This is a genomic window from Aquimarina mytili (assembly GCF_016735115.1).
Lineage (GTDB): Bacteria > Bacteroidota > Bacteroidia > Flavobacteriales > Flavobacteriaceae > Aquimarina > Aquimarina mytili.
On record NZ_JAERQJ010000003.1, the window covers coordinates 73,393 to 93,426 of the forward strand.

Consider the following 20,034-nt stretch of genomic DNA (forward strand, 5'->3'; position numbering starts at 1 on the left):
ATTAAGCGGTTTTTAATTTTAAACGTTTCATTCTTTTCTTCACATTACCTTGTACCACATAATGGTCAATAGTAGGAGCAAAAACATTCATTAATAAGATTGCTAAGAATACTCCTTCTGGATACGCCGGATTAAATACACGAATTAATATTGAAATAAATCCGATTAAGAATCCATAGATCCATTTTCCTTTATTGGTTTGTGATGCGGTTACAGGATCTGTAGCCATATACACTATACCAAAAGCGATACCTCCTACGATTAGGTGCTTCCAGAATTCAAGGCTCATTAATGCATAGAATTTACTTGAATCTGTGACCCAACCTGCATTTACAACACCGTTAAATATAAGTCCCATTACTAGTGCGCCCAGAACGGCACTAAGCATAATTCTCCAACTTCCAATTTTAGTAAAGATCAAGAATAATCCTCCTAATAAAATTAAGAAGGCCGAAGTTTCTCCAACCGATCCCGGGATAAATCCAAAGAACATATCCGAAACAGAATAATCAAATGGTTTAGAATTAGCTAAGAATCCTAATACAGTTTCTCCTGACAACGCATCAACTCCAGATTTTTCTACTGCAGAGTGCACCCAAACTTTATCTCCAGACATCCAACCTGGATATGAGAAGAATAAAAAAGCTCTTATCGTTAGTGCAGGGTTAAGAATATTCATTCCTGTACCTCCAAAAACCTCTTTACCGATTACTACACCAAAAATTACAGCTACAGCTAGCATCCATAATGGAGTATCAACAGGCACTATAAGTGGCACAAGCATTCCGGTAACCAGATATCCTTCTTCTACCTCATGTCCTTTGATCACTGCAAAAACAAATTCTACTGCAAGACCAACTCCATAAGAAACAACAACCAATGGTATAATTTCCCAAAATCCAATCATAAAGTTATCAAGAGACCAAAACTCTGAGCTAAAAAATCCATTAGACACAGCTTCTATTGTTCCTGATGCCAAATGATATTGGTATCCAGCATTAAACATACCGAATATCAAACATGGCAATAAAGCCATGATTACGGTATTCATGGTACGCTTTAAATCATCTGCCCCACGTACATGTGCACCAGAATGAGTAGTTTCGTTAGGTAAATACAAAAACGTATGGATTGCATTAAATGCAGGAGCCATCTTTTTGCCTTTATATTTTAGTTTTAGTTTATGTAATTTATCTTTTAATCCCATAGCACTATCCAATTTCTTTTAACATTAGGTCTAACCCTTCTCTAACAATCTGTTGATGTGGTTGTTTAGAAGGACATATAAACTCTGTAAGAGCAAAGTCTTCTGGAGCAACTTCGTACATTCCTAATTGTTCCATTGCATCCAGATCATTTACCACGCAAGCTTTTAGTAATTGCAACGGATAAATATCTAATGGAAATACATTTTCATAACTTCCGGTAACTACAAAAGCTCTATGCTCACCATTTGTATTGGTATTAAGCGCATATTTCTTTTTCGGAAACAACCAAGAGAATGTTAAAGCTCTAGATGGAGATATCTTATTAAAAATAGGTTTATTCCACCCAAAGAATTCATAATCATCTCCTTCAGGAATTACAGAAATAGTATTATGGTAATATCCTAAGTTACCATCTGGTTTTACGTTTTCACCAGTTAATACATCTCCACTAATTACTCTAATATTTCCTTCATCATGGACTCCAGAGTCATACACCATTGATGATACCTCTGCTCCAATCGTAGTCTTGTAATATTTTGGATTTTTAACTGAAGATCCTGCTAGTGCAATGGTTCTTTCTGCATTAAACTTACCTGTTAAAAGAAGTTCACCAATGATTACTAAATCTTGAGGACTTACAACCCAAACAACTTCTCCTTTATTAATAGGATCTATTTTTGCGATTTGTACACTAACATTTCCTGCTGGATGTGGACCAGAAACTGTATGAGTGGTTATGTTATTAAGACCAGATAGAGGAGAATTACTCTTTTTACCTACAGAAACATGCACCTGACCCTCGGTTAGTTTACTTAACGCAGTTAATGCAGCCTGAAGCTCATTCTCTTTACCTTCTAGCACATAATCATAATCTGCAGTAAGAGGTGCTGTCGCATATCCTGATACAAATATTGCTTTTGGAGCAACATCTGGGTTAGCAATTACATCATAAGGACGTTGCCTAATAAAAGGCCAACAACCAGAGGATAAAAGATGGGATTTAATATCATCACCACTCATGGCGTTAACATCTTTTGCTCCAAAATCAGCATATTGCTGCTCTTTATCTGCAAGAATTTTAAAAGCTAAAATCTTTCTTTTGGCACCACGCACAATTTCTACTACCTCTCCACTAACTGGAGAAGGAAAAAGCATTTTTTCATTAGATTTTGAGTGAAAAAGTGGTTCGCCGGCTTTAACTTCTGTACCCTGTTTGGCAATAACTTTTGGTACTATACCGTGAAAATCGTCAGGCTTAATTGCGAAAACATTACTTCTGATAGCATTAGCAGTGTTTTTTTCTGCTTCGCCAACAAGCTTAATGTCTAAGCCCTTTCTGATACGAATGTCTTTTGACATATTTGTAGTCTATGTTAATTAACTAAAAAAATCGTGCAAATTTACTAATTAAAACACGTAAGTGAAAGAGGGTTGGGGTATAATGTTTTATTAATAATGATTCTAAATAACAATTTATGCTTAAAAAAACCGTTACACTACCTTGGGCATACTTTTTGTGTATATTTATACCCTTAACAACCTATAAAATGTTTAAAAAAAGTAAACAATTCTTAATACTTTCCTTTTTGTGTATTCCTTATCTTTTTTTTGCACAACAAGAAAATAACAATCATAACCAAGCCAATCATATTAGAACCATTCAATTTATTTCTGATTCAGAATTTGCAGGGACACCGGTAATTAAATTAGGGCAACCCATACGCATTACTTTTGATGATATTAATGGAGATGAAGCTGATTATTATTACCGGATCACTCATTACAATTTTGACTGGACACCATCTTCATTATATAAAAATGAATATCTCGATGGTTTTGATGAAGTTAGAATCATTACCTACGAAAACTCGTTTAACACCTTGCAAATGTATAGCCATTATACATTAACGATCCCGAACGAAGATACCAGACGTCTAAAAGTAAGTGGAAACTATGGCATAGAAATTTATAATGATGACGATGAAGTAGTGTTCTCAAGAAAATTTATTGTTTATGAAAACATTACCCGAGTAATAGTCAATACCAAGAGATCAAGAGATCTTAATTACATTAACTCCAAACAGTCTGTTCAATTTGAAATTAGTTCTCCTAACGAAATTCTAAGAAACCCTAAACGAACCATAAAAACCTTAGTTATACAAAATAATGATTTTAAACAAGCGATTACCGATCTTGTACCGCAGTTTACGATTGCTAATAAGTTAGTATACAAATATGACCAGGAATCCAGTTTTTGGGGAGGAAATGAGTACTTGGCGTTTGATAGCAAAGACATAAGAGCCTCTACTGTAAATATCAGAAATATTGAACTAAAAGATCTTTATCACAATTACCTATATACCAATAATGTTAGAGCCAACAGAAGATACACCTACAATCCTGATATCAATGGAAATTTTGTGATTCGCAACCTTAATGCACAAGACAATAATGTAGAAGCTGATTATGTATGGATGCATTTTTTTCTGGAATGTTATGAGCCTCTAAATGATGGTGAAATTCATATTTATGGCAATTTCAACAATTTTACACTTGATGATTCTACCCGATTGCAATATGATAAAGAGCGAGCTATCTTTTATACCAAAAGATTATTTAAGCAAGGCTTTTACAATTACAAATATGTGCTGTTGAGACCAGATGGTACTATAGATCCTGGATTTATAAGTGGAAATTTTGACGAAACCGAAAACGAATATATGGTTATTCCTTACTATCGCGCTCCTGGAGCGCGATATGACAGAGCTATCGGAAAAGGAGTAAACAATTCTGCCAATATCACAAACTAAAAAAGCGAGGTCAATGACCTCGCTTTTTTTTAAGTTATGCTACCTTATTTTTTAGGTGGATATTTATGAAACGTACCATTATAATAATACGGCTTGTCCTCGCAAACGTATAAGTCTGCAGTTTGATTTTGGCCATTATTACTAAATATTATATTGGTACATGTAGCACTACCAAAAAGATCCCCTACATACCATTCATCTAACGATTCGCTCATTTTTCTTCCGGGCCACTCACCACTGGTAGGGTTACCATTTTGATCCCATGTATACATATGCGTATACCCCATTGTCATAACATCCAAACTAAACTCCCTAAACTCACCAAGCCTAGGAGGCACTACATACCAATTATTATTATAAAAATAAGGATAGCCCTTTGTAGCAAATAGATCTGCAGTTTGGCTCGCACCATCTTGACTAAATATAATATTGGTTTCCTGTTTGTTATTGAAAAGATTGATTTCTATAGTAGTCCATTTCAAAACTTCTGCCGCCAACGCGAATTTTGGAAATTGAGGAACAAATGTTCTATCCATTTTCTCCCCTGGCCAAAACGTTGGATTAGGATTATCGGTATCCCAGGTATATGCCGTTGTATATAACCCAGGATTAAATGCAAATACTCTTATTTTTTCCTTGACTACACCACCTGTGTTTGATGGATACATAATCTCTATCCCTTCAATATCCAAGTCTGATAATACCGCGCGGTTAATACTATAAGTACTTCCATCTTTTTTGGTAATTGTAGGCTTCCCGTTTTTTGAGAAAAAGTAAGGCCCGTACATCATGATAGAATTGAAATCAAACTCTGCAGAATATTCGGCTCCAGACATTCCTCTTGCGATATAAGTTTGAAAATTATGAGTAAAACCATCTCTTACATTTTCAAAATTGATAGTAACGTATTGATCACGATCTTTTCTATTTTGCTCATGAAAAAGTCCCGCAGCGTGACCTATTTCATGTATTACTGTACCCTGACTACAACCCGATGCCAAAGTAATTCTTTGAGCACCTCCTATTTTACCCAAAAAGGAAGAACAGCCATTACCCGGAACAAAAATTACATAATCGGTTTCATTTGTTCTTTCTTTAAATCTTACATTCGTGTTGCTCTCCCAATGCTGAATTGCTCCATACACCCTGTTTTTGTTAGGCAAATCATCAGAAATACTATAAATCATCGTATTATTTGGCCATCTGCGATTGGTTAATCCTGTACTTTTTAAAGCAACAGGACGATCTGATAAATGCTCCTTTTTGAACATAATATCGCCATCTAATAGAAAATAATCCCTATGGTTTTCTACACGTAGTTCGGCTTCATTAAGATACTTAGTTTCTATTCGGTACGTTGCATTTTCTGACGCTTCAATTTCATTAAGCTCTTCTTTTTGACAAGCAGTAAAACAAAACACTGAAACGATTAGTACTAATTTTAACAAATTACAATTAATAATACTCTTTCTCACTTTAGATATTTTTAAGGTTAATAGTATGTTTTATGTGGTTATAGTATGAAGAACACAAAGATACTCTTGAATAAAAGAGGAAATGGAGTACTTAGAAGTGCCAAAAAAATAGTATGAAATATAATTACCTAAAAAACAAAATATTACAAATTATCTAACGTTTGCGTGCTTTTTCAGTTTTTCGATAAGAATACAATAAAATCGACAAAAGCCTATGCGCACATGCAACGAAATCCTTTGAATTTTAACTCTATTAAAAAGATAGTTAACGTTGTAGAAAAATCAAGAATCTACTTTTCTATTTGCGAAACACGCTTTCATTGCAAAACACAATTATGCGAGCCACTATTTTTTTCTAATTCAAAAATGTTCAACATAAACATAAAACCTTTATTTTAGGAGCTTGTAATACACTAATCACAAATGAAAGAAAAGGGGAGATTTCTTAAACAGTACAGAGGAAACGAATGTCTTAATTGCAGAGTTCCTTTAGACATTATTGATCGTTATTGCCATAATTGTGGACAAATCAATACCACAAAAAAACTATCATTCAAAGATTTTTTTGATGAGTTTTTTGCCAGCATATTCTCCTACGATTCTCGCTTAAGACATACTATGTCAACCTTATTGTTTAACCCAGGTAAAATATCTAAAGATTATATCGAAGGGAAACGAATTAAATATGCCAACCCGTTTCGGTTCTATCTTAGTGTTTCGATTATCTTTTTTATAATCAACGGTTTGTTTATTGATTTTGAAAGATTTAGTGCAGATATAGAAGATGATGTTACCAAAGGAAAAGAAGCTATCGAAAAGGCAGGGATTAACGAGATTGAAAAAACCATTGCATTAGACTCTATAAAAGAACACATCAACCAACAATTAGACGCTTCAGAACATCTTTCGCCCCAAGGAAAAAAAATCATAAACAATCAAATCACAAAAGCAAAAGGCACTTCATGGTTTGATAAAGAAAAAACAGAAGAAGAAGTTGTTTACTACAAACAAACCCAAATAGACACTATGGGCTTTATTAAAAAGGCAACAAGCCTATGGTCAATGTATACTGATCATTATGAAAAGACTGGTCAAAAATCAGCTTACCGTGCCTTAAACGAGCTTAATCACAACAAAAGTCCGTTTAATAAATACGTCTATCACAGAGCTATAAAAACAAGTAATATTGATGATACGTATGGTCGAGAATTATTAGAGTTTATTTTTAACAAATTGCCCTTTATTATCTTTTTCTTTTTACCATTTTTTGCCCTTGCCATATGGTTTTTGTATATCAGAAAATCTTATAATTATATGGAACATTTAGTATTTACGTTTCATACCCAAACTATGTTTTTCATATTAATAGGGATTGCTATTTTATTAGATCAAATTTTTGCCAGTAGTACTACATTGGGTGTCGTTCTGCTTATATTTTTGTTCTATCTGTACAAAGCAATGCGAAAATTTTATAACCAAGGTAGAGTCAAAACTATTGTTAAATTCCTGTTAGTAAATGTTTTATTTTTTATCTTAGCGGTTGCAGGCTCTGTAATTACAATTACAGGTTCGATTTTTATATTTTAAGATGGTTCAGCAGATAACAAGAGGTATAAAGATTTCGGTGGATACCACCTTTGAAGGTACGTTCTATAAGAACTACAAGATTCATTTTGCCTTTGGTTATCGTATTACTATAGAAAATCAAAGTAAAGACTCTGTACAGCTTACTTCTCGGTATTGGGAAATCAAAGATTCTTTAAATAATACAGAAATTGTTGAAGGAGAAGGAGTTATCGGAAAAAAACCTGTTTTAAAACCAGGAGAATCCCACTCTTATAATAGTGGTTGCCTGTTAAGTTCTCCTTTTGGATCTATGAAAGGACATTATAATATGGTCAATTTTACATCTACCCGAAAGTTCAAAGTACAAATCCCTGCATTTAAACTAAGTGCACCTTTTGCACTTAACTAATAATCCTTTTTACCAGATCAAATCTTATTTTCTTACCATGTTGCTCAATATGGCAATATTTACAGTTTGAGTCATAGACAAAACTATATTCCTCAACGATTGTAAATGATTGTTCTGAGGTGATAAACAACCCCTTAAAATCCATATCACCATAGTCTGTATATCGCGTTATTATATACAGCTCCTTTTCTTCAGAAGGTGTTATTGTAAAATATGCCCCGCTTCCTATCCCTTCAAGAAAATGAGCATCTTTTAGATGGTTCAAAACTTTGGGGGCATGCTTTGTTTTTATATCGGGGATATTTTTATCAAAATAATTGGTCAGGTTTTCTTTAAATACGGATCCTGGATAGGTAGTTAACTTTCCATCTTGAACCTGATAAATAGGATTATCTAACGCCGCTTTTTCAACATTACCCAAAGGACTAGGGGTAAACTTTTTATTACGCAACAGGGGTTTACGTATTTTAGAATTATCTGTACTTTCTAAAATGGTATCTGTCACTATTCTGGAGCAATTGCTTCCCTCTTTTCTAAAGGTAGAATATGGTATACTGCCTCTACTTTGTGTTGCCAGCACATATGCTCTTGCTTTATCATAAAAAATACAATCGCATACTGATGCAACCAATCGACCACTACCATGCGTTTTTTCAGGATGCCCTTCTAACCATAATAAAAACTCATTCACATTAGCCAATTTTCCATTGAGTGTAAATGTAGCTTTAAATGGTATTTCTAACTCCACATCGGTAACAGCGCTTCGCACTCTACCATAGCCTTCCGGAGTGATATACCGTCCAAAATCATAATACTCTGCAATCCCTGTTTTATTTTCGATAAGCACAAAAGCGGCATGCCCTGCTTTGATAATCCCATTCTTGCCTAAACCAAATAATTGCAGAACATTTGACGCATTTTTTTCATCAGAAAAACGAACAAAGGTATCTGGAAATGCAAGCGAAATTATTTTGCCTGTGTAATTCAAACTATACAAATTTATTAATGGTACTTTTAGGCAGTTATAGCCTCAAAAACAACCGAACTTACTTCTTCATTCTGAAGATTTTCGTATCGCATTGTAAGTTCTTCTTCATTTTTAACAATTTGAGTAATGCTTATTGTTTTTAAAAAACCGCGATCAATTTGCAAATCCACATCCTTATCTCCTACTCCAGCATCTTTATGAAAATCAAGTAATGTATCGGCAGTAAGTATTGCATTGCTTTCAAAATCACCAAACCACTCCTGGCGCATCTGCTTCATTTCTTGTGTATACAATGTAGAAGATGACCAAATATGTGTTTTCTTCTCTAAAGAACGAAGATGTTTTTGATGCCCATCCCAAACAAATTCAAAAAGTAAAAGATCTGATTGCCAATTTGCAGCTACAATAGTAAATGGTTCTATGGCCTTACAATCATATTGCTCGATTGCTTGTTCCAGATCATTTGCTTCTAACAATTCTTTTACAACGACCCCCCTACTCTTGCGGTATGATACCAATCTCTCATGGATTTCAAATCCGCCATTAAGTAAACAGATCATTGTATTCTTATCACTAATCCCGATCCAGGTGCCACCAGCAAGTGCATCCTTCGGAAATAACATCCTTGTTTTGTTTACTTCATAAAATTCTGGAAGTAATGTTTTTCGATTAATTGCTTCATCTCGATTAGAAGTCAGAATGAAATTATTTTCTTGAGTTGGGATTAAAGTAACTGTACACATAAATTCTGGGTCGGCTAAATATGTCACAACTTACAAAAAAAAACACATACCCCGCAATGTTTGTAAAAGGTTAAAAACAGATATTACCGTTGTATCCTATAAACCCAAAAATCAACATTTTCTTTTAACATAAATTCAACGCAGAGTTGGGATTTTAATTTTCTATCTTTGCTAACCAAAATAACTAACTCATTATAATAACACATCTTACTAATTTAAAATAACACATTACATTATGGGAAAAGGTTTTTTTCAAGTTCCTACAGCGATAAATGAACCTGTAAAGTCGTATGCTCCGGGAACACCCGAAAGAGAAGAAGTCCTGGTAGTATACAAGCAAATGTACAACAGCAAAATTGATGTTCCTTTATATATTAATGGTGAAGAAATCAGAACTGGTGATACCGCTACCATGGCACCACCACATGATCACAAACATATCTTAGGAACCTACCATAAAGCCGAAAAACAACATATCCAACAAGCCATAGACACTGCTATCGAAGCTCGTAAACAATGGGCAGACCTTGCCTGGGAGCAACGTGCAGCTGTATTTTTAAGAGCTGCAGAACTTATTGCCGGACCATACCGTGCAAAAATAAATGCAGCGACTATGTTGGCGCAATCAAAAAATATATTCCAGGCAGAAATTGATGCTGCTTGTGAGTTTATAGATTTCTTACGTTTTAATGTAGAATTTATGACACAGATCTATGAAGATCAACCTGATTCTACTTCTGGTGCTTGGAACAGATTAGAATATCGCCCTCTAGAAGGATTTGTATATGCAATTACTCCTTTTAACTTTACGGCCATCTCAGGAAATCTTCCTGCTAGTGCTGCGCTTATGGGTAACACTGTAGTATGGAAACCAAGTGATAGCCAGATCTATTCTGCAAAAGTAATTGTAGATATCTTTAAAGAAGCAGGAGTACCCGACGGAGTGATCAATGTAGTATACGGAGATCCGGTAATGATTACTGATACCGTTTTGGCAAGCCCTGATTTTGCAGGAATCCACTTTACAGGAAGTACTCATGTATTTAAAGACATTTGGGCTAAGATCGGGACCAATATCCATAATTATAAAACCTATCCTAGAATTGTAGGAGAGACCGGAGGTAAAGATTTTATCGTTGCTCACCCAAGTGCTAATGCTAAACAAGTAGCAACGGGTATTTCTCGTGGTGCTTTTGAGTTTCAAGGGCAAAAATGTAGTGCTGCATCCAGAGCGTATATCCCAAAAAGCATGTGGGCTGATGTAGAGAAATTTGTAAAAGAAGATATCAAGTCATTCAAAATGGGATCGCCTGAAGATATGGGCAATTTTATTACTGCTGTAATTCATGAAGGTTCTTTTGATAAGCTTGCAAAATATATAGATCAGGCCAAAAATGATGCCGATGCCGAGATTATTGCCGGAGGAAGTTATGATAAATCCAAAGGTTATTTTATAGAACCAACAGTGATTCTAGCCAAAGATCCAAAGTATACTACAATGTGTACCGAGTTATTTGGACCTGTAATTACTATTTACGTATATGACGATAAAGATTGGTCTACAATGCTAGAATTAGTAGACGGAACCAGTGAATACGCACTTACGGGAGCTATATTCTCTACCGATCGTTATGCTGCTGCAGAAGCTACCAAGGCCTTACAGAACTGTGCGGGTAACTTCTATATCAATGACAAACCTACTGGGGCTGTTGTAGGGCAACAACCATTTGGAGGTGCCAGAGCATCAGGTACTAATGACAAAGCAGGATCGTATCTTAATTTGTTACGTTGGGTATCACCACGCACAATCAAAGAAACTTTTGTTTCGCCTGCAGATTACAGATATCCATTTTTAGGAGAATAATTTTTAATACCAATACAAAAAAAGCGCCAATTGGCGCTTTTTTTAACCCGTTATATTAGACTATGAGTATTATCATACGTACAGCAACGCCAGAAGACTTGGATATTCTTCTCGATTTTGAACAAAAAATCATCGAAGCCGAACGCCCTATGGATCCTACATTGATCCAGGATCAAAAAATAAGCTACTATAGTATCAAAGATTATATTTCCGATAACTATACCGAGGTAGTGGTTGCCGAAATCGAAGGAGAAATTGTTGGCAGTGGTTACGGACAGATTAAAGATCGAAAGGATTATTTTAAACAAAAACAATTGGGTTATATCGGTTTTATGTATGTAAAAGAAGCGCATCGTGGCAAGGGCTTGAGCCAAAACATAATCCAGTATCTATACGATTGGTTTGCTCATCATGGTCTTGAAGAAATACGGCTTACGGTATATGATGATAATCCAAGAGCAATTAGAGCCTATGAAAAAGTAGGGTTTAAAAAACACCTCATCGAGATGCGAATAAATCTTAAGGAATAAGAGTAAATATGCAACTTTTTTTCAGGAAGACACACCTACACCACCACTAGGCGCAGACTAGTTTAAACGAAAGTATTTGATAGTATTTTTTTGATTAAAAATCAACACTCTAACAATCCAAAGATCCGATAATCCGAAAGCTGAGCAAAGTCGAAGGCGAGGTGCCTTGAAACCCCATCGCTCATTATACTAAAAATTGTTTATACTTTATATTTTAACGGTAGATATACTACTTTTTTGGTTTCAAAAAACTCTTCTTCAAAAATATCAGAAAGATGATGTTGTTCTGCTTTAGGAAACAATGCCAATTCTTCGGTTAAATCTCCTCCTTTTAAATACAGAATCCCATTTTGAAGTTCGTGATTGCTTTTCTTCGCTATATTTTTACGAATCCATTTTACAAAATCGGGCATATTGGTTACCGCTCTGCTCACAATAAAATCGAAACGATCATCAAATGTACCGGCTCTGCGTTGTTCAGCTTTTATATTTTTCAGTCCTAATGCTTTGGCTACCTCATTAACTACTTTGATTTTTTTTGCAATCACATCCACCAGATAAAATTGGGTATCAGGAAACATAATCGCTAAAGGAATCCCCGGAAAACCGCCACCTGTACCAACATCTAACACATGCGCGCCCGGTTTAAATTCCATTATTTTTGCAATCCCCAAAGAGTGTAGAACATGTCGCGCGTATAACGACTCAATGTCTTTGCGAGAAATTACATTAATCTTGGCATTCCATTCTTCATATAGTGATCCTAACTTAGAAAATTGCTCCTGTTGTTCCTCGGTTACACCCGGAAAATACTTCAATATGATATCCATGAATATAAATTAAAGCACAAAAATACATGTTAAACTGATATATTTTACCTCTTTTTAAGAACTTAAAAAAATTTAAATACCTAACTTTACCCAATATTAGTATGATAAATAACGTTTTGTCATAAACCTCAACGACCATGACTACACCCAATGTACGTTTTAGCAGGGTAGATTCTGCTAAGTTTTTCAGAACACTAAACAAACGTGTAAACCAATACTTTAAGGACAATAACATTAAAAGAACAGGAAACTGGCGATTGCATTTAAAAACCATCGTTATGTTCTCTATTTTTTTAACACCTTATTTTTTAATCCTAACCTTAGACATCTCACAATGGTGGATGCTACTACTTACTGTAATTATGGGAGTAGGAATGGCTGGTGTTGGTATGAATGTGATGCACGATGGAAATCACGGCTCGTATTCGTCAAAAAAATGGATTAATAAATTAATGGGAAACACCATTTATATCCTTGCCGGAAATGTATATAACTGGCAAGTACAACACAATGTTTTGCATCATACATACACTAATATTCATGGCCATGATGAAGATATGGATGCGGGTAGAGTAATACGATTTACCAAACATGCAAAATGGAGACGTTTTCATAAGTTTCAGCACTATTATTCGATATTTTTATATGGCTTGCTAACGTTTAACTGGGCACTTACCACAGATTTTAAGCAAACCAAAAACTATCTGGCACGTAAATTATCTTATGGTAAACTACCAAGTCCATTAAAACAATGGAGCACTATAGTAATCACTAAGATGATCTATGTATTAATATGGATTGTAATCCCTATGGTATTTATGTCTATTGCATGGTGGAAAATCTTACTCGGTTTTTTTATTATGCACTATGTTGCTGGATTGATCTTAAGTGTTGTATTTCAGCTAGCTCATATGGTAGAAGGTGCAGAGATGCCTGTACCCGACAAGACCGGTACAATGAAAAATACCTGGGCTATTCATCAATTATTTACCACTGTTAACTTTTCAACCAAAAACAGATTAATCAATTGGTTTACTGGCGGATTGAATCACCAGGTGGAACACCACATATTTCCACATATAAGCCATATTCATTATACCAAAATTTCTAAAATTGTTAAACAAACGGCTTTAGAGTTTAATTTACCGTACAACGAATACAAAACCACACGCAAAGCAATCATTGCCCATTTTAAACATCTTAAAGAAATGGGAATGAATCCTGCATTGCAATCATAACCTTTTATTTACCAATTAAAAATGAGTACACAAGTATCGGAAATGAGTACCAAATTATCAGACAGAATTAATGCGCTTAAAGCATCGGCAACATTAGCTATGGCTGCAAAAGCCAGAGAACTAAGAGCCGAAGGAAAAGACATTATCGGGTTAAGCCTGGGAGAACCAGATTTTAACACGCCAGATTTTATTAAAGATGCTGCTATACAGGCAGTAAACGACAACTACAATTCGTACACCCCTGTTGACGGGTATGTAGAATTAAAAGATGCAATTATCACCAAATTTAAGCGTGATAATAACCTGGCATATGATCGTTCGCAAATTGTGGTCTCAACAGGTGCCAAACAATCATTATACAATGTTGCTCAGGTGTATATCAATCCGGGTGATGAAGTTATTTTACCTTGCCCGTATTGGGTAAGTTATAGCGATATCATAAAGCTATCTGGCGGCGAGCCCGTAGAAGTTAAAACCTCTATTGACACTGATTTTAAAATGACCGCTAAAGAATTAGAGGCTGCAATTACTCCTAAAACTAAAATGTTATGGTACAGTTCTCCTTGTAATCCTAGCGGATCTATATACAGTAAAGAAGAACTAAGAGCTCTGGCTGATGTTTTACAAAAATATCCAGACATTATCGTAGTAAGCGATGAGATTTATGAGCATATTAATTATGTTGGAGGTCATGCATCTATGGCTCAGTTTGAGGATATGTACGACAGAACAGTTACTGTAAATGGAGTAGCAAAAGCGTTTGCTATGACCGGATGGAGAATCGGTTATATCGGAGCTCCTACGGCAATTGCGAGAGCTTGTAATAAAATTCAGGGACAGGTGACCAGTGGAGCAAATTGTATTGCACAACGCGCAGTTATTAGTGCCTTAGAAGCTCCTGTGAGCAAAATTCAATACATGGTTGATGAATTTAAAGAGCGTAGACAATTAATCCTGAAATTACTATCAGAAATCCCTGGTTTTGCATGCAATGAACCTGAAGGTGCCTTTTACGTTTTTCCGGATATATCCCACTATTTTGGCAAAACATTGCAAGGACAAACTATTGATAACGCTACCGATTTTTCTATGTTTTTATTAGAAAAGGCAAATGTGGCTACCGTAACCGGTATTGCTTTTGGAAACAGCAATTGTATCAGAATATCATATGCAGCCAGTACAGAACAAATTATAGAAGCGGTAAAAAGGATTAAAGAAGCATTGAGCTAATCTTTATATTATATGCATTAAGCCCGATTATATATCGGGCTTGATTTTTTTAGACCAAAATCTTTATATAATTTTTATATTTTTTCACATTGTAGTATACTCTCATTAAAAATAAATACCCTATTTTTATACATATCCAAGAATATCCTAAATCACCCTTAGTTGTTTTTCTATATCTGAAAAACTTTTTTTTTGATTACTAGTTTGGCTTTTTCTGTGAATCGCATAATAAAACCTTTTATGAATCACATTGAAAAAGAACATATTGTTAAAAAAAATATACTCGAAATTTTTAAAGAGAATTTTGAGGTAACCAAATCGGATCATGACATCCTAAACACTTGGCCAGAAAAAGAATATGAAACGAATTACATTTCATATTATGAATCTATACTGGATATTTTTTTAATTGATCATGAACATCTAGAATATATCACTGGAAGGGTAAAAGACACCATAAAAAAAGTAACCGAATTATGGACTATTACTTCGTATTCTTCACCTCCATGGAGAAGAGAATAATTCTATCCATCTAGAAAAAAAGTAATGCGATTATCTGTTACGCCAGAAAAATGGCGTAAGAAGTATGAGCACCGTAAAGAGTTCTAATCTCCCGATTAGCATCAAAAAACAACACCACCACTTTCCTACTGCAGGAAGAACATCAAAATTATTGACAGGGCTAAGTTTCCCAAAAGCAGGACCTACATTACCCAGTGATGAAGCTGCACCCCCTATAGCCGTTTCAAAATCTAATCCTAATGCGCCTAAGACTACAGAACCAATGATAAAAGAAAGCATATAAAGAATAAAAAACGCTAAGACATTAAACACAATCTCTTTTGAAACTGCCCGAGTATTATATCGAACAGGCAATACTGCTCTTGGGTGCAATGTTCTTTTAAATTCTAAAATCCCATTGCGTATGGTGATTAGATGTCGTACTACCTTCATCCCTCCAGAAGTTGATCCTGCAGACCCCCCCAGAAACATCAATCCAAAGAAAAAGATCGTTAAAAAAGGAGTCCACATTGTAAAATCTGCAGTTACAAAACCAGTAGTCGTTATAGTTGCAAGCACTTGAAACAATGCATGACGAAAAGCACTTTCGGCCTCGCCCCATACCATTGGATGATCAATAGATGACAAAGATGCATCAGCTTTTAGATATATGACCAATGTTGCAATAATCGTAAATGAGATAACGAAAAACGAATACAGCTTAAACTCTTCATCTTTTATTATTTTTTGAATCTTTCCTTTAAACCCAAAATAACTCAATACAAAATTCATCCCTGCCAAAAACATAAACAACATAATGATATATTGTATCAGAGGTTGATCATTCCAGTAAGCTACACTTGCATTTTTGGTAGAAAACCCACCAGTAGACAACGTACTTAAGGCATGATTTATAGCATCAAAGAAGTTCATTCCGGCTAGTTTTAACAAAATGGTTTCTGCGGCTGTATATCCAAAATATATAAGCCACAATCGTTTGGCTGTATCTGTAATTCTTGGGTGTAATTTATCGGCACTAGGCCCAGGTGCTTCTGCAGCAAATAACTGCATTCCTCCTATTCCTAATAACGGCAAAATAGCAACCGCCAGTACAATAATACCCATCCCGCCAATCCAGTGTGTTAAGCTTCGCCAGAACAAGATCCCTTTAGGAATTATTTCAATTTCATTAAGAATCGATGCCCCTGTAGTTGTATACCCTGACATGGTTTCAAAAAAAGCATTGGTAAACGACGGTATTGCACCTGAAAATATATAGGGTAGTGTACCACTAAGCGACATAAAAATCCAACCAAAAGTAACTACGATATATCCTTCTCTTTTATTGAGCTCTTTTTGATGTTCTCGAGTAAGAAACATCAAAGCAATACCTACAAATAGCGTTGCAAAAGACGCCATCATAATTTCTAAAGTAACTCCGTCTTCATAAATAAAACTAATTATAGTCGCAATAAGCATGAAACAACCGTTACAAAGTAACAGTAGCCCCATAATATGCGAGATAATTTTATAATTTAATTTAGACATCTTAGAGGAATAGCTTTTCTATTTTCTTAATGGATTTTGGCAGACAACATACCACTACTCTATCCCCAGCTTTTATATAGAAATCTCCAAGAGGTATCAAGCCTCCTCCATCTCGAATAACACCCGCAATGATCGCCGAACGTGGAAAATCCAGGTCTTTTATACGATTATCGCTTACTTCGGATGTAGGTTTTACAATAAACTCTAATAACTCAGCATTCATATTATTAAGCTTGGTCATTGCCACTACTTCTCCTTTTCTAATAAACCTAAATATGTTATTAGCCGCCAGAAGTTTTTTATTGATCAAAGTATCAATCCCTATCGAATGTGACAGCTGAAAATAATCCATGTTTTCGACCAAGGCAATGGTTTTTCTCACTCCTTTTGATTTTGCAACCAGGCATGACATGATATTGGTTTCAGAATTACCTGTTACCGCAATAAAAGCATCCATATCACTGATACCTTCTTCTTCAAGTAATTCTACATTGCGACCATCTCCATTAATAATCAAGGCATTTGGCAACTCATCTGCCAGATCAAAAGACTTATCCTTATCTTTTTCGATAAGTTTAACCCTAAATTTATGATCACACAGATCGCAAGAGGTTTTAAAACCAATCTTACTACCTCCAAGAATCATAACATTTTTGATTTGTTCTTTTACTTTACCTGTCAGTTTATAAAGTTCGTCAACACCTCCTTGAGAAGTTACAAAATATACCAGATCCCCTTCTTTAAACTTGGTATCACCCCTAGGTATAATAGTATATTGAGTACCAGATCGCTGAATAGCAATTGGCATAAAATGCAATTCTGGAAACACCTCTGCTGCTTCTCTCACGGTTTTCCCAATAAACAATGCCTCTCCAGACAGTGTTGTACCTACCATAGTAAGAGCCCCATCTTCAAATTCATAGCTATCATGAAATGCTGATTGATTAAGCAGTAATTCAATTTCGCTCGCTGCTAAAGCTTCAGGAGAGATTAATTCGTCAATTCCAAATTTTATAAAACCAACTTCTTCTTTGTTTTCTATAAATTCTGTATTGGATATTCTAGCAATAGTGCGTTTGGCCCCCATTTGTTTCGCTAATACACACACTGTAATATTAGTCGTTTCACTAGAGGTAACACTAATTACCATATCTACGTTTTCTACTCTTGCTTCTTTTAAAATAGCAATTGAAGTAGAATCTCCTTTAATAACTCTAATATCTAAGTGAGTATCTGCATAATTGAGGCACTCTTTATCGGTATCGATAAGTGTAATGTCTTGGGACTCGAATGAGAGCAACTTTGCCAAATGAAACCCCACCTCACCTGCTCCGGCAATAATGATTTTCATTGGTTTTGTTTATTGTTTTCCATCTAAAGATAAAATCAAACTAAGAGATGTATTTTTTTACAATTAAAAAACTTCTAGCATCCCTTAGAATATAAAAAGCGTACAAAGATAATGTAATTTGACTAACTGATAAAATTTGATGATCCTCAACTTAATTTAAATCTATTCTAACTATCAATATCAAAAATGTATATTTGCCTAAATTTTTTTTTGAATGCCTGAAAAAATAACTCCATATAAGGACGAGAAGAGATCCAAGAAGGAACAAGTTACTGAAATGTTTGACACTATTTCGGGAAACTATGATGGCCTAAATCGTGTTATTTCTTTTGGAATTGATGTAAAATGGCGTAAAAAAGTTGTAAAACTTGTTGGTAAAACCAATCCTAAAAGAATTCTGGACGTTGCCACCGGAACCGGAGATTTAGCTATTAACCTTTCTAAAACGGGAGCTTCAGAAATTATTGGTCTTGATATTTCTGCAGGAATGCTTGAGGTTGGAAAAAATAAAGTCGAAGCAAAAAAATTAGCCCCTATTATTCGTATGGTACAAGGTGATAGTGAAAACTTACCTTATGACGATAATTACTTTGATGCTATTACGGTAGCTTTTGGTGTTCGAAATTTTGAAAATTTAGAAAAGGGGCTTTCTGAAATTTTTAGAGTACTTAAACCTGGTGGGATTTTTATAGTTTTAGAAACTTCAATCCCTACTAAAACCCCATTTAAACAAGGATACAAGTTTTATTCTACGATGATTTTACCGGTTATTGGAAGAATTTTCTCTAAGGACCGATCAGCATACTCTTATCTTAGCGAAAGTGCTGCAGCTTTTCCTTATGGTGAGGTGTTCAACAATATTTTGAAAAAAATTGGGTTTATAGATGTTGAAGATAAACCACAAACTTTTGGTGTTGCTACAATTTATACAGCCACAAAACAATAAGAAAACCCATTACGGGTATTAAAAAGTAACTAATGCTAATCAAAATATACCGTAGTTTTAACGATTTGGTTGGTAAATTTTAATTTAGATGAAAAAACTTTTTATCGCAATTGCTCTTTTAGTATTCACTCAAAATGTGAGTGCACAATTATTTACTAAAGAAAAGGTTCAAAACCTTCAAAACTTTGACAAGCCAAGGTTTAGTTGGGGATATATTCTCGGGCTTAATTTTTATGACTTCAATTTTGATTATACTGCAGATAGATTGGATCCTGATGTTCTGCATAATGAATCAATAGGTTTTAGTGTTGGACTTTTGGGTAATATGAGAATAAATGATTATTTAGACTTACGTCTAGAGCCTATGGTAACTTTTAATACCAGAACACTAACTTTTGACAACCCACTATTTTCTGAAAATTTTGAAAGAGAAAGAGAAGTAAAATCTACGTATGTACATGTTCCTTTATTATTAAAAATATCTACCAAAAGAATTAACAACATTAAACCCTTTATTATTGGAGGGGTTTCAACATCTTTAAACTTATCGAGTAATGCCGACAATCCAGACGATAACAGCTCTGGAGAGTTTAGAATGAAAAATAACACCAACTATTACGAAATAGGTTTTGGAATAGATTTATACCTGTATTACTTTAAATTTACACCATCAATACGAGGTGTTTTTGCAATGAACGATGAGTTGGTGCCAGACAATGACCCAAACAGCCCATGGACATCCACAATAGACAAGATGTCTACCAGAGGGGTATTTCTAAACTTTACTTTTCAGTAAC

The 20,034-nt window shown here is 34.8% G+C and carries 18 protein-coding genes; 10 read left to right on the forward strand and 8 right to left on the reverse strand.

Annotated features, from left to right (window positions below; translation table 11 throughout):
• Position 1: 1 nt before the first annotated feature.
• Together JJQ60_RS07670 and JJQ60_RS07675 are read right to left on the reverse strand one after the other, a co-directional pair.
• Complete coding sequence (locus tag JJQ60_RS07670) at positions 2 to 1,207, reverse strand: NADH:ubiquinone reductase (Na(+)-transporting) subunit B (RefSeq protein WP_201918357.1); 1,206 nt, start codon at positions 1,205 to 1,207, stop codon at positions 2 to 4.
• 4 nt (positions 1,208 to 1,211) lie between these two features.
• The gene (locus tag JJQ60_RS07675; protein ID WP_201918359.1) at positions 1,212 to 2,567 is read right to left on the reverse strand and encodes a Na(+)-translocating NADH-quinone reductase subunit A; all 1,356 of its coding nucleotides are present in this window, start codon (positions 2,565 to 2,567) and stop codon (positions 1,212 to 1,214) included.
• A 188-nt stretch (positions 2,568 to 2,755) separates the two neighbouring features.
• Here JJQ60_RS07675 and JJQ60_RS07680 point away from each other — a divergent pair, with 188 nt between their 5' ends.
• On the forward strand, positions 2,756 to 4,018 hold the full coding sequence (locus JJQ60_RS07680) for a type IX secretion system plug protein (protein ID WP_201918361.1): 1,263 nt from the start codon (positions 2,756 to 2,758) through the stop codon (positions 4,016 to 4,018).
• A 44-nt stretch (positions 4,019 to 4,062) separates the two neighbouring features.
• Here JJQ60_RS07680 and JJQ60_RS07685 read toward each other — a convergent pair whose 3' ends face one another.
• Entirely contained in the window at positions 4,063 to 5,493 is a 1,431-nt protein-coding gene (locus JJQ60_RS07685; RefSeq protein ID WP_201918363.1) for a M12 family metallopeptidase, read from the reverse strand.
• Between the two features lie 423 nt (positions 5,494 to 5,916).
• Between JJQ60_RS07685 and JJQ60_RS07690 the strand changes: the two genes are divergently transcribed.
• Positions 5,917 to 7,080 (forward strand): DUF3667 domain-containing protein, encoded by a 1,164-nt coding sequence (locus JJQ60_RS07690; protein ID WP_201918364.1) that lies wholly within the window; start codon positions 5,917 to 5,919, stop codon positions 7,078 to 7,080.
• Between the two features lies 1 nt (position 7,081).
• Positions 7,082 to 7,468 (forward strand): Co2+/Mg2+ efflux protein ApaG, encoded by a 387-nt coding sequence (gene apaG, locus JJQ60_RS07695; RefSeq protein WP_201918366.1) that lies wholly within the window; start codon positions 7,082 to 7,084, stop codon positions 7,466 to 7,468.
• On the opposite strand, the gene JJQ60_RS07700 is transcribed toward apaG, so the two are convergent.
• Positions 7,461 to 8,456, reverse strand: coding sequence for a DUF6695 family protein (locus tag JJQ60_RS07700; RefSeq protein WP_201918368.1), 996 nt, complete (start codon positions 8,454 to 8,456; stop codon positions 7,461 to 7,463). The two genes, apaG and JJQ60_RS07700, sit on opposite strands and share 8 nt — an antisense overlap.
• Positions 8,457 to 8,482: 26 nt before the next feature.
• Entirely contained in the window at positions 8,483 to 9,226 is a 744-nt protein-coding gene (locus JJQ60_RS07705; protein ID WP_317194004.1) for an NRDE family protein, read from the reverse strand.
• A 208-nt stretch (positions 9,227 to 9,434) separates the two neighbouring features.
• Here JJQ60_RS07705 and pruA point away from each other — a divergent pair, with 208 nt between their 5' ends.
• Both pruA and JJQ60_RS07715 read left to right on the forward strand, forming a co-directional pair.
• Positions 9,435 to 11,063 (forward strand): L-glutamate gamma-semialdehyde dehydrogenase, encoded by a 1,629-nt coding sequence (gene pruA / locus JJQ60_RS07710; protein WP_201918370.1) that lies wholly within the window; start codon positions 9,435 to 9,437, stop codon positions 11,061 to 11,063.
• 62 nt (positions 11,064 to 11,125) lie between these two features.
• Entirely contained in the window at positions 11,126 to 11,593 is a 468-nt protein-coding gene (locus JJQ60_RS07715; RefSeq protein WP_201918372.1) for a GNAT family N-acetyltransferase, read from the forward strand.
• Positions 11,594 to 11,793: 200 nt separating this feature from the next.
• Here the strand turns inward: JJQ60_RS07715 and rsmG are convergent, their stop codons facing one another.
• Complete coding sequence (rsmG, locus tag JJQ60_RS07720; RefSeq protein WP_201918374.1) at positions 11,794 to 12,423, reverse strand: 16S rRNA (guanine(527)-N(7))-methyltransferase RsmG; 630 nt, start codon at positions 12,421 to 12,423, stop codon at positions 11,794 to 11,796.
• Between the two features lie 137 nt (positions 12,424 to 12,560).
• Between rsmG and JJQ60_RS07725 the strand changes: the two genes are divergently transcribed.
• From JJQ60_RS07725 to JJQ60_RS07735, 3 genes are all read left to right on the forward strand, one after another.
• A complete protein-coding gene (locus JJQ60_RS07725) occupies positions 12,561 to 13,661 on the forward strand; it encodes a fatty acid desaturase family protein (protein ID WP_201918376.1) in 1,101 nt (366 codons plus the stop codon).
• 42 nt (positions 13,662 to 13,703) lie between these two features.
• Entirely contained in the window at positions 13,704 to 14,891 is a 1,188-nt protein-coding gene (locus JJQ60_RS07730; protein ID WP_201919675.1) for a pyridoxal phosphate-dependent aminotransferase, read from the forward strand.
• 240 nt (positions 14,892 to 15,131) lie between these two features.
• Positions 15,132 to 15,413 carry a hypothetical protein gene (locus tag JJQ60_RS07735; protein WP_201918378.1) on the forward strand — a complete coding sequence of 94 codons (282 nt, stop codon included), beginning with the start codon at positions 15,132 to 15,134 and terminating at the stop codon, positions 15,411 to 15,413.
• A 30-nt stretch (positions 15,414 to 15,443) separates the two neighbouring features.
• Here the strand turns inward: JJQ60_RS07735 and JJQ60_RS07740 are convergent, their stop codons facing one another.
• Both JJQ60_RS07740 and trkA read right to left on the reverse strand, forming a co-directional pair.
• Complete coding sequence (locus JJQ60_RS07740; RefSeq protein WP_201918380.1) at positions 15,444 to 16,940, reverse strand: TrkH family potassium uptake protein; 1,497 nt, start codon at positions 16,938 to 16,940, stop codon at positions 15,444 to 15,446.
• 1 nt (position 16,941) lies between these two features.
• The gene (trkA, locus tag JJQ60_RS07745; protein WP_201918382.1) at positions 16,942 to 18,291 is read right to left on the reverse strand and encodes a Trk system potassium transporter TrkA; all 1,350 of its coding nucleotides are present in this window, start codon (positions 18,289 to 18,291) and stop codon (positions 16,942 to 16,944) included.
• A gap of 214 nt (positions 18,292 to 18,505) precedes the next feature.
• On the opposite strand from trkA, the gene ubiE reads away from it, so the two are divergent.
• Together ubiE and porT are read left to right on the forward strand one after the other, a co-directional pair.
• On the forward strand, positions 18,506 to 19,237 hold the full coding sequence (gene ubiE / locus JJQ60_RS07750; RefSeq protein ID WP_201918384.1) for a bifunctional demethylmenaquinone methyltransferase/2-methoxy-6-polyprenyl-1,4-benzoquinol methylase UbiE: 732 nt from the start codon (positions 18,506 to 18,508) through the stop codon (positions 19,235 to 19,237).
• A gap of 88 nt (positions 19,238 to 19,325) precedes the next feature.
• Positions 19,326 to 20,033 carry a type IX secretion/gliding motility protein PorT/SprT gene (gene porT / locus JJQ60_RS07755; protein WP_201918386.1) on the forward strand — a complete coding sequence of 236 codons (708 nt, stop codon included), beginning with the start codon at positions 19,326 to 19,328 and terminating at the stop codon, positions 20,031 to 20,033.
• Position 20,034: the final 1 nt, after the last annotated feature.

What these genes read in the sequence shown, in the direction of transcription:
- JJQ60_RS07670 (WP_201918357.1), bottom strand. Translation starts at nt 1,207, where the DNA reads ATGGGATTAAAAGATAAATTACATAAACTAAAACTAAAATATAAAGGC.
- JJQ60_RS07675 (WP_201918359.1), bottom strand. Translation starts at nt 2,567, where the DNA reads ATGTCAAAAGACATTCGTATCAGAAAGGGCTTAGACATTAAGCTTGTT.
- JJQ60_RS07680 (WP_201918361.1), top strand. Translation starts at nt 2,756, where the DNA reads ATGTTTAAAAAAAGTAAACAATTCTTAATACTTTCCTTTTTGTGTATT.
- JJQ60_RS07690 (WP_201918364.1), top strand. Translation starts at nt 5,917, where the DNA reads ATGAAAGAAAAGGGGAGATTTCTTAAACAGTACAGAGGAAACGAATGT.
- apaG (WP_201918366.1), top strand. Translation starts at nt 7,082, where the DNA reads ATGGTTCAGCAGATAACAAGAGGTATAAAGATTTCGGTGGATACCACC.
- pruA (WP_201918370.1), top strand. Translation starts at nt 9,435, where the DNA reads ATGGGAAAAGGTTTTTTTCAAGTTCCTACAGCGATAAATGAACCTGTA.
- JJQ60_RS07715 (WP_201918372.1), top strand. Translation starts at nt 11,126, where the DNA reads ATGAGTATTATCATACGTACAGCAACGCCAGAAGACTTGGATATTCTT.
- rsmG (WP_201918374.1), bottom strand. Translation starts at nt 12,423, where the DNA reads ATGGATATCATATTGAAGTATTTTCCGGGTGTAACCGAGGAACAACAG.
- JJQ60_RS07725 (WP_201918376.1), top strand. Translation starts at nt 12,561, where the DNA reads ATGACTACACCCAATGTACGTTTTAGCAGGGTAGATTCTGCTAAGTTT.
- JJQ60_RS07730 (WP_201919675.1), top strand. Translation starts at nt 13,704, where the DNA reads ATGAGTACCAAATTATCAGACAGAATTAATGCGCTTAAAGCATCGGCA.
- JJQ60_RS07735 (WP_201918378.1), top strand. Translation starts at nt 15,132, where the DNA reads ATGAATCACATTGAAAAAGAACATATTGTTAAAAAAAATATACTCGAA.
- JJQ60_RS07740 (WP_201918380.1), bottom strand. Translation starts at nt 16,940, where the DNA reads ATGTCTAAATTAAATTATAAAATTATCTCGCATATTATGGGGCTACTG.
- trkA (WP_201918382.1), bottom strand. Translation starts at nt 18,291, where the DNA reads ATGAAAATCATTATTGCCGGAGCAGGTGAGGTGGGGTTTCATTTGGCA.
- ubiE (WP_201918384.1), top strand. Translation starts at nt 18,506, where the DNA reads ATGCCTGAAAAAATAACTCCATATAAGGACGAGAAGAGATCCAAGAAG.
- porT (WP_201918386.1), top strand. Translation starts at nt 19,326, where the DNA reads ATGAAAAAACTTTTTATCGCAATTGCTCTTTTAGTATTCACTCAAAAT.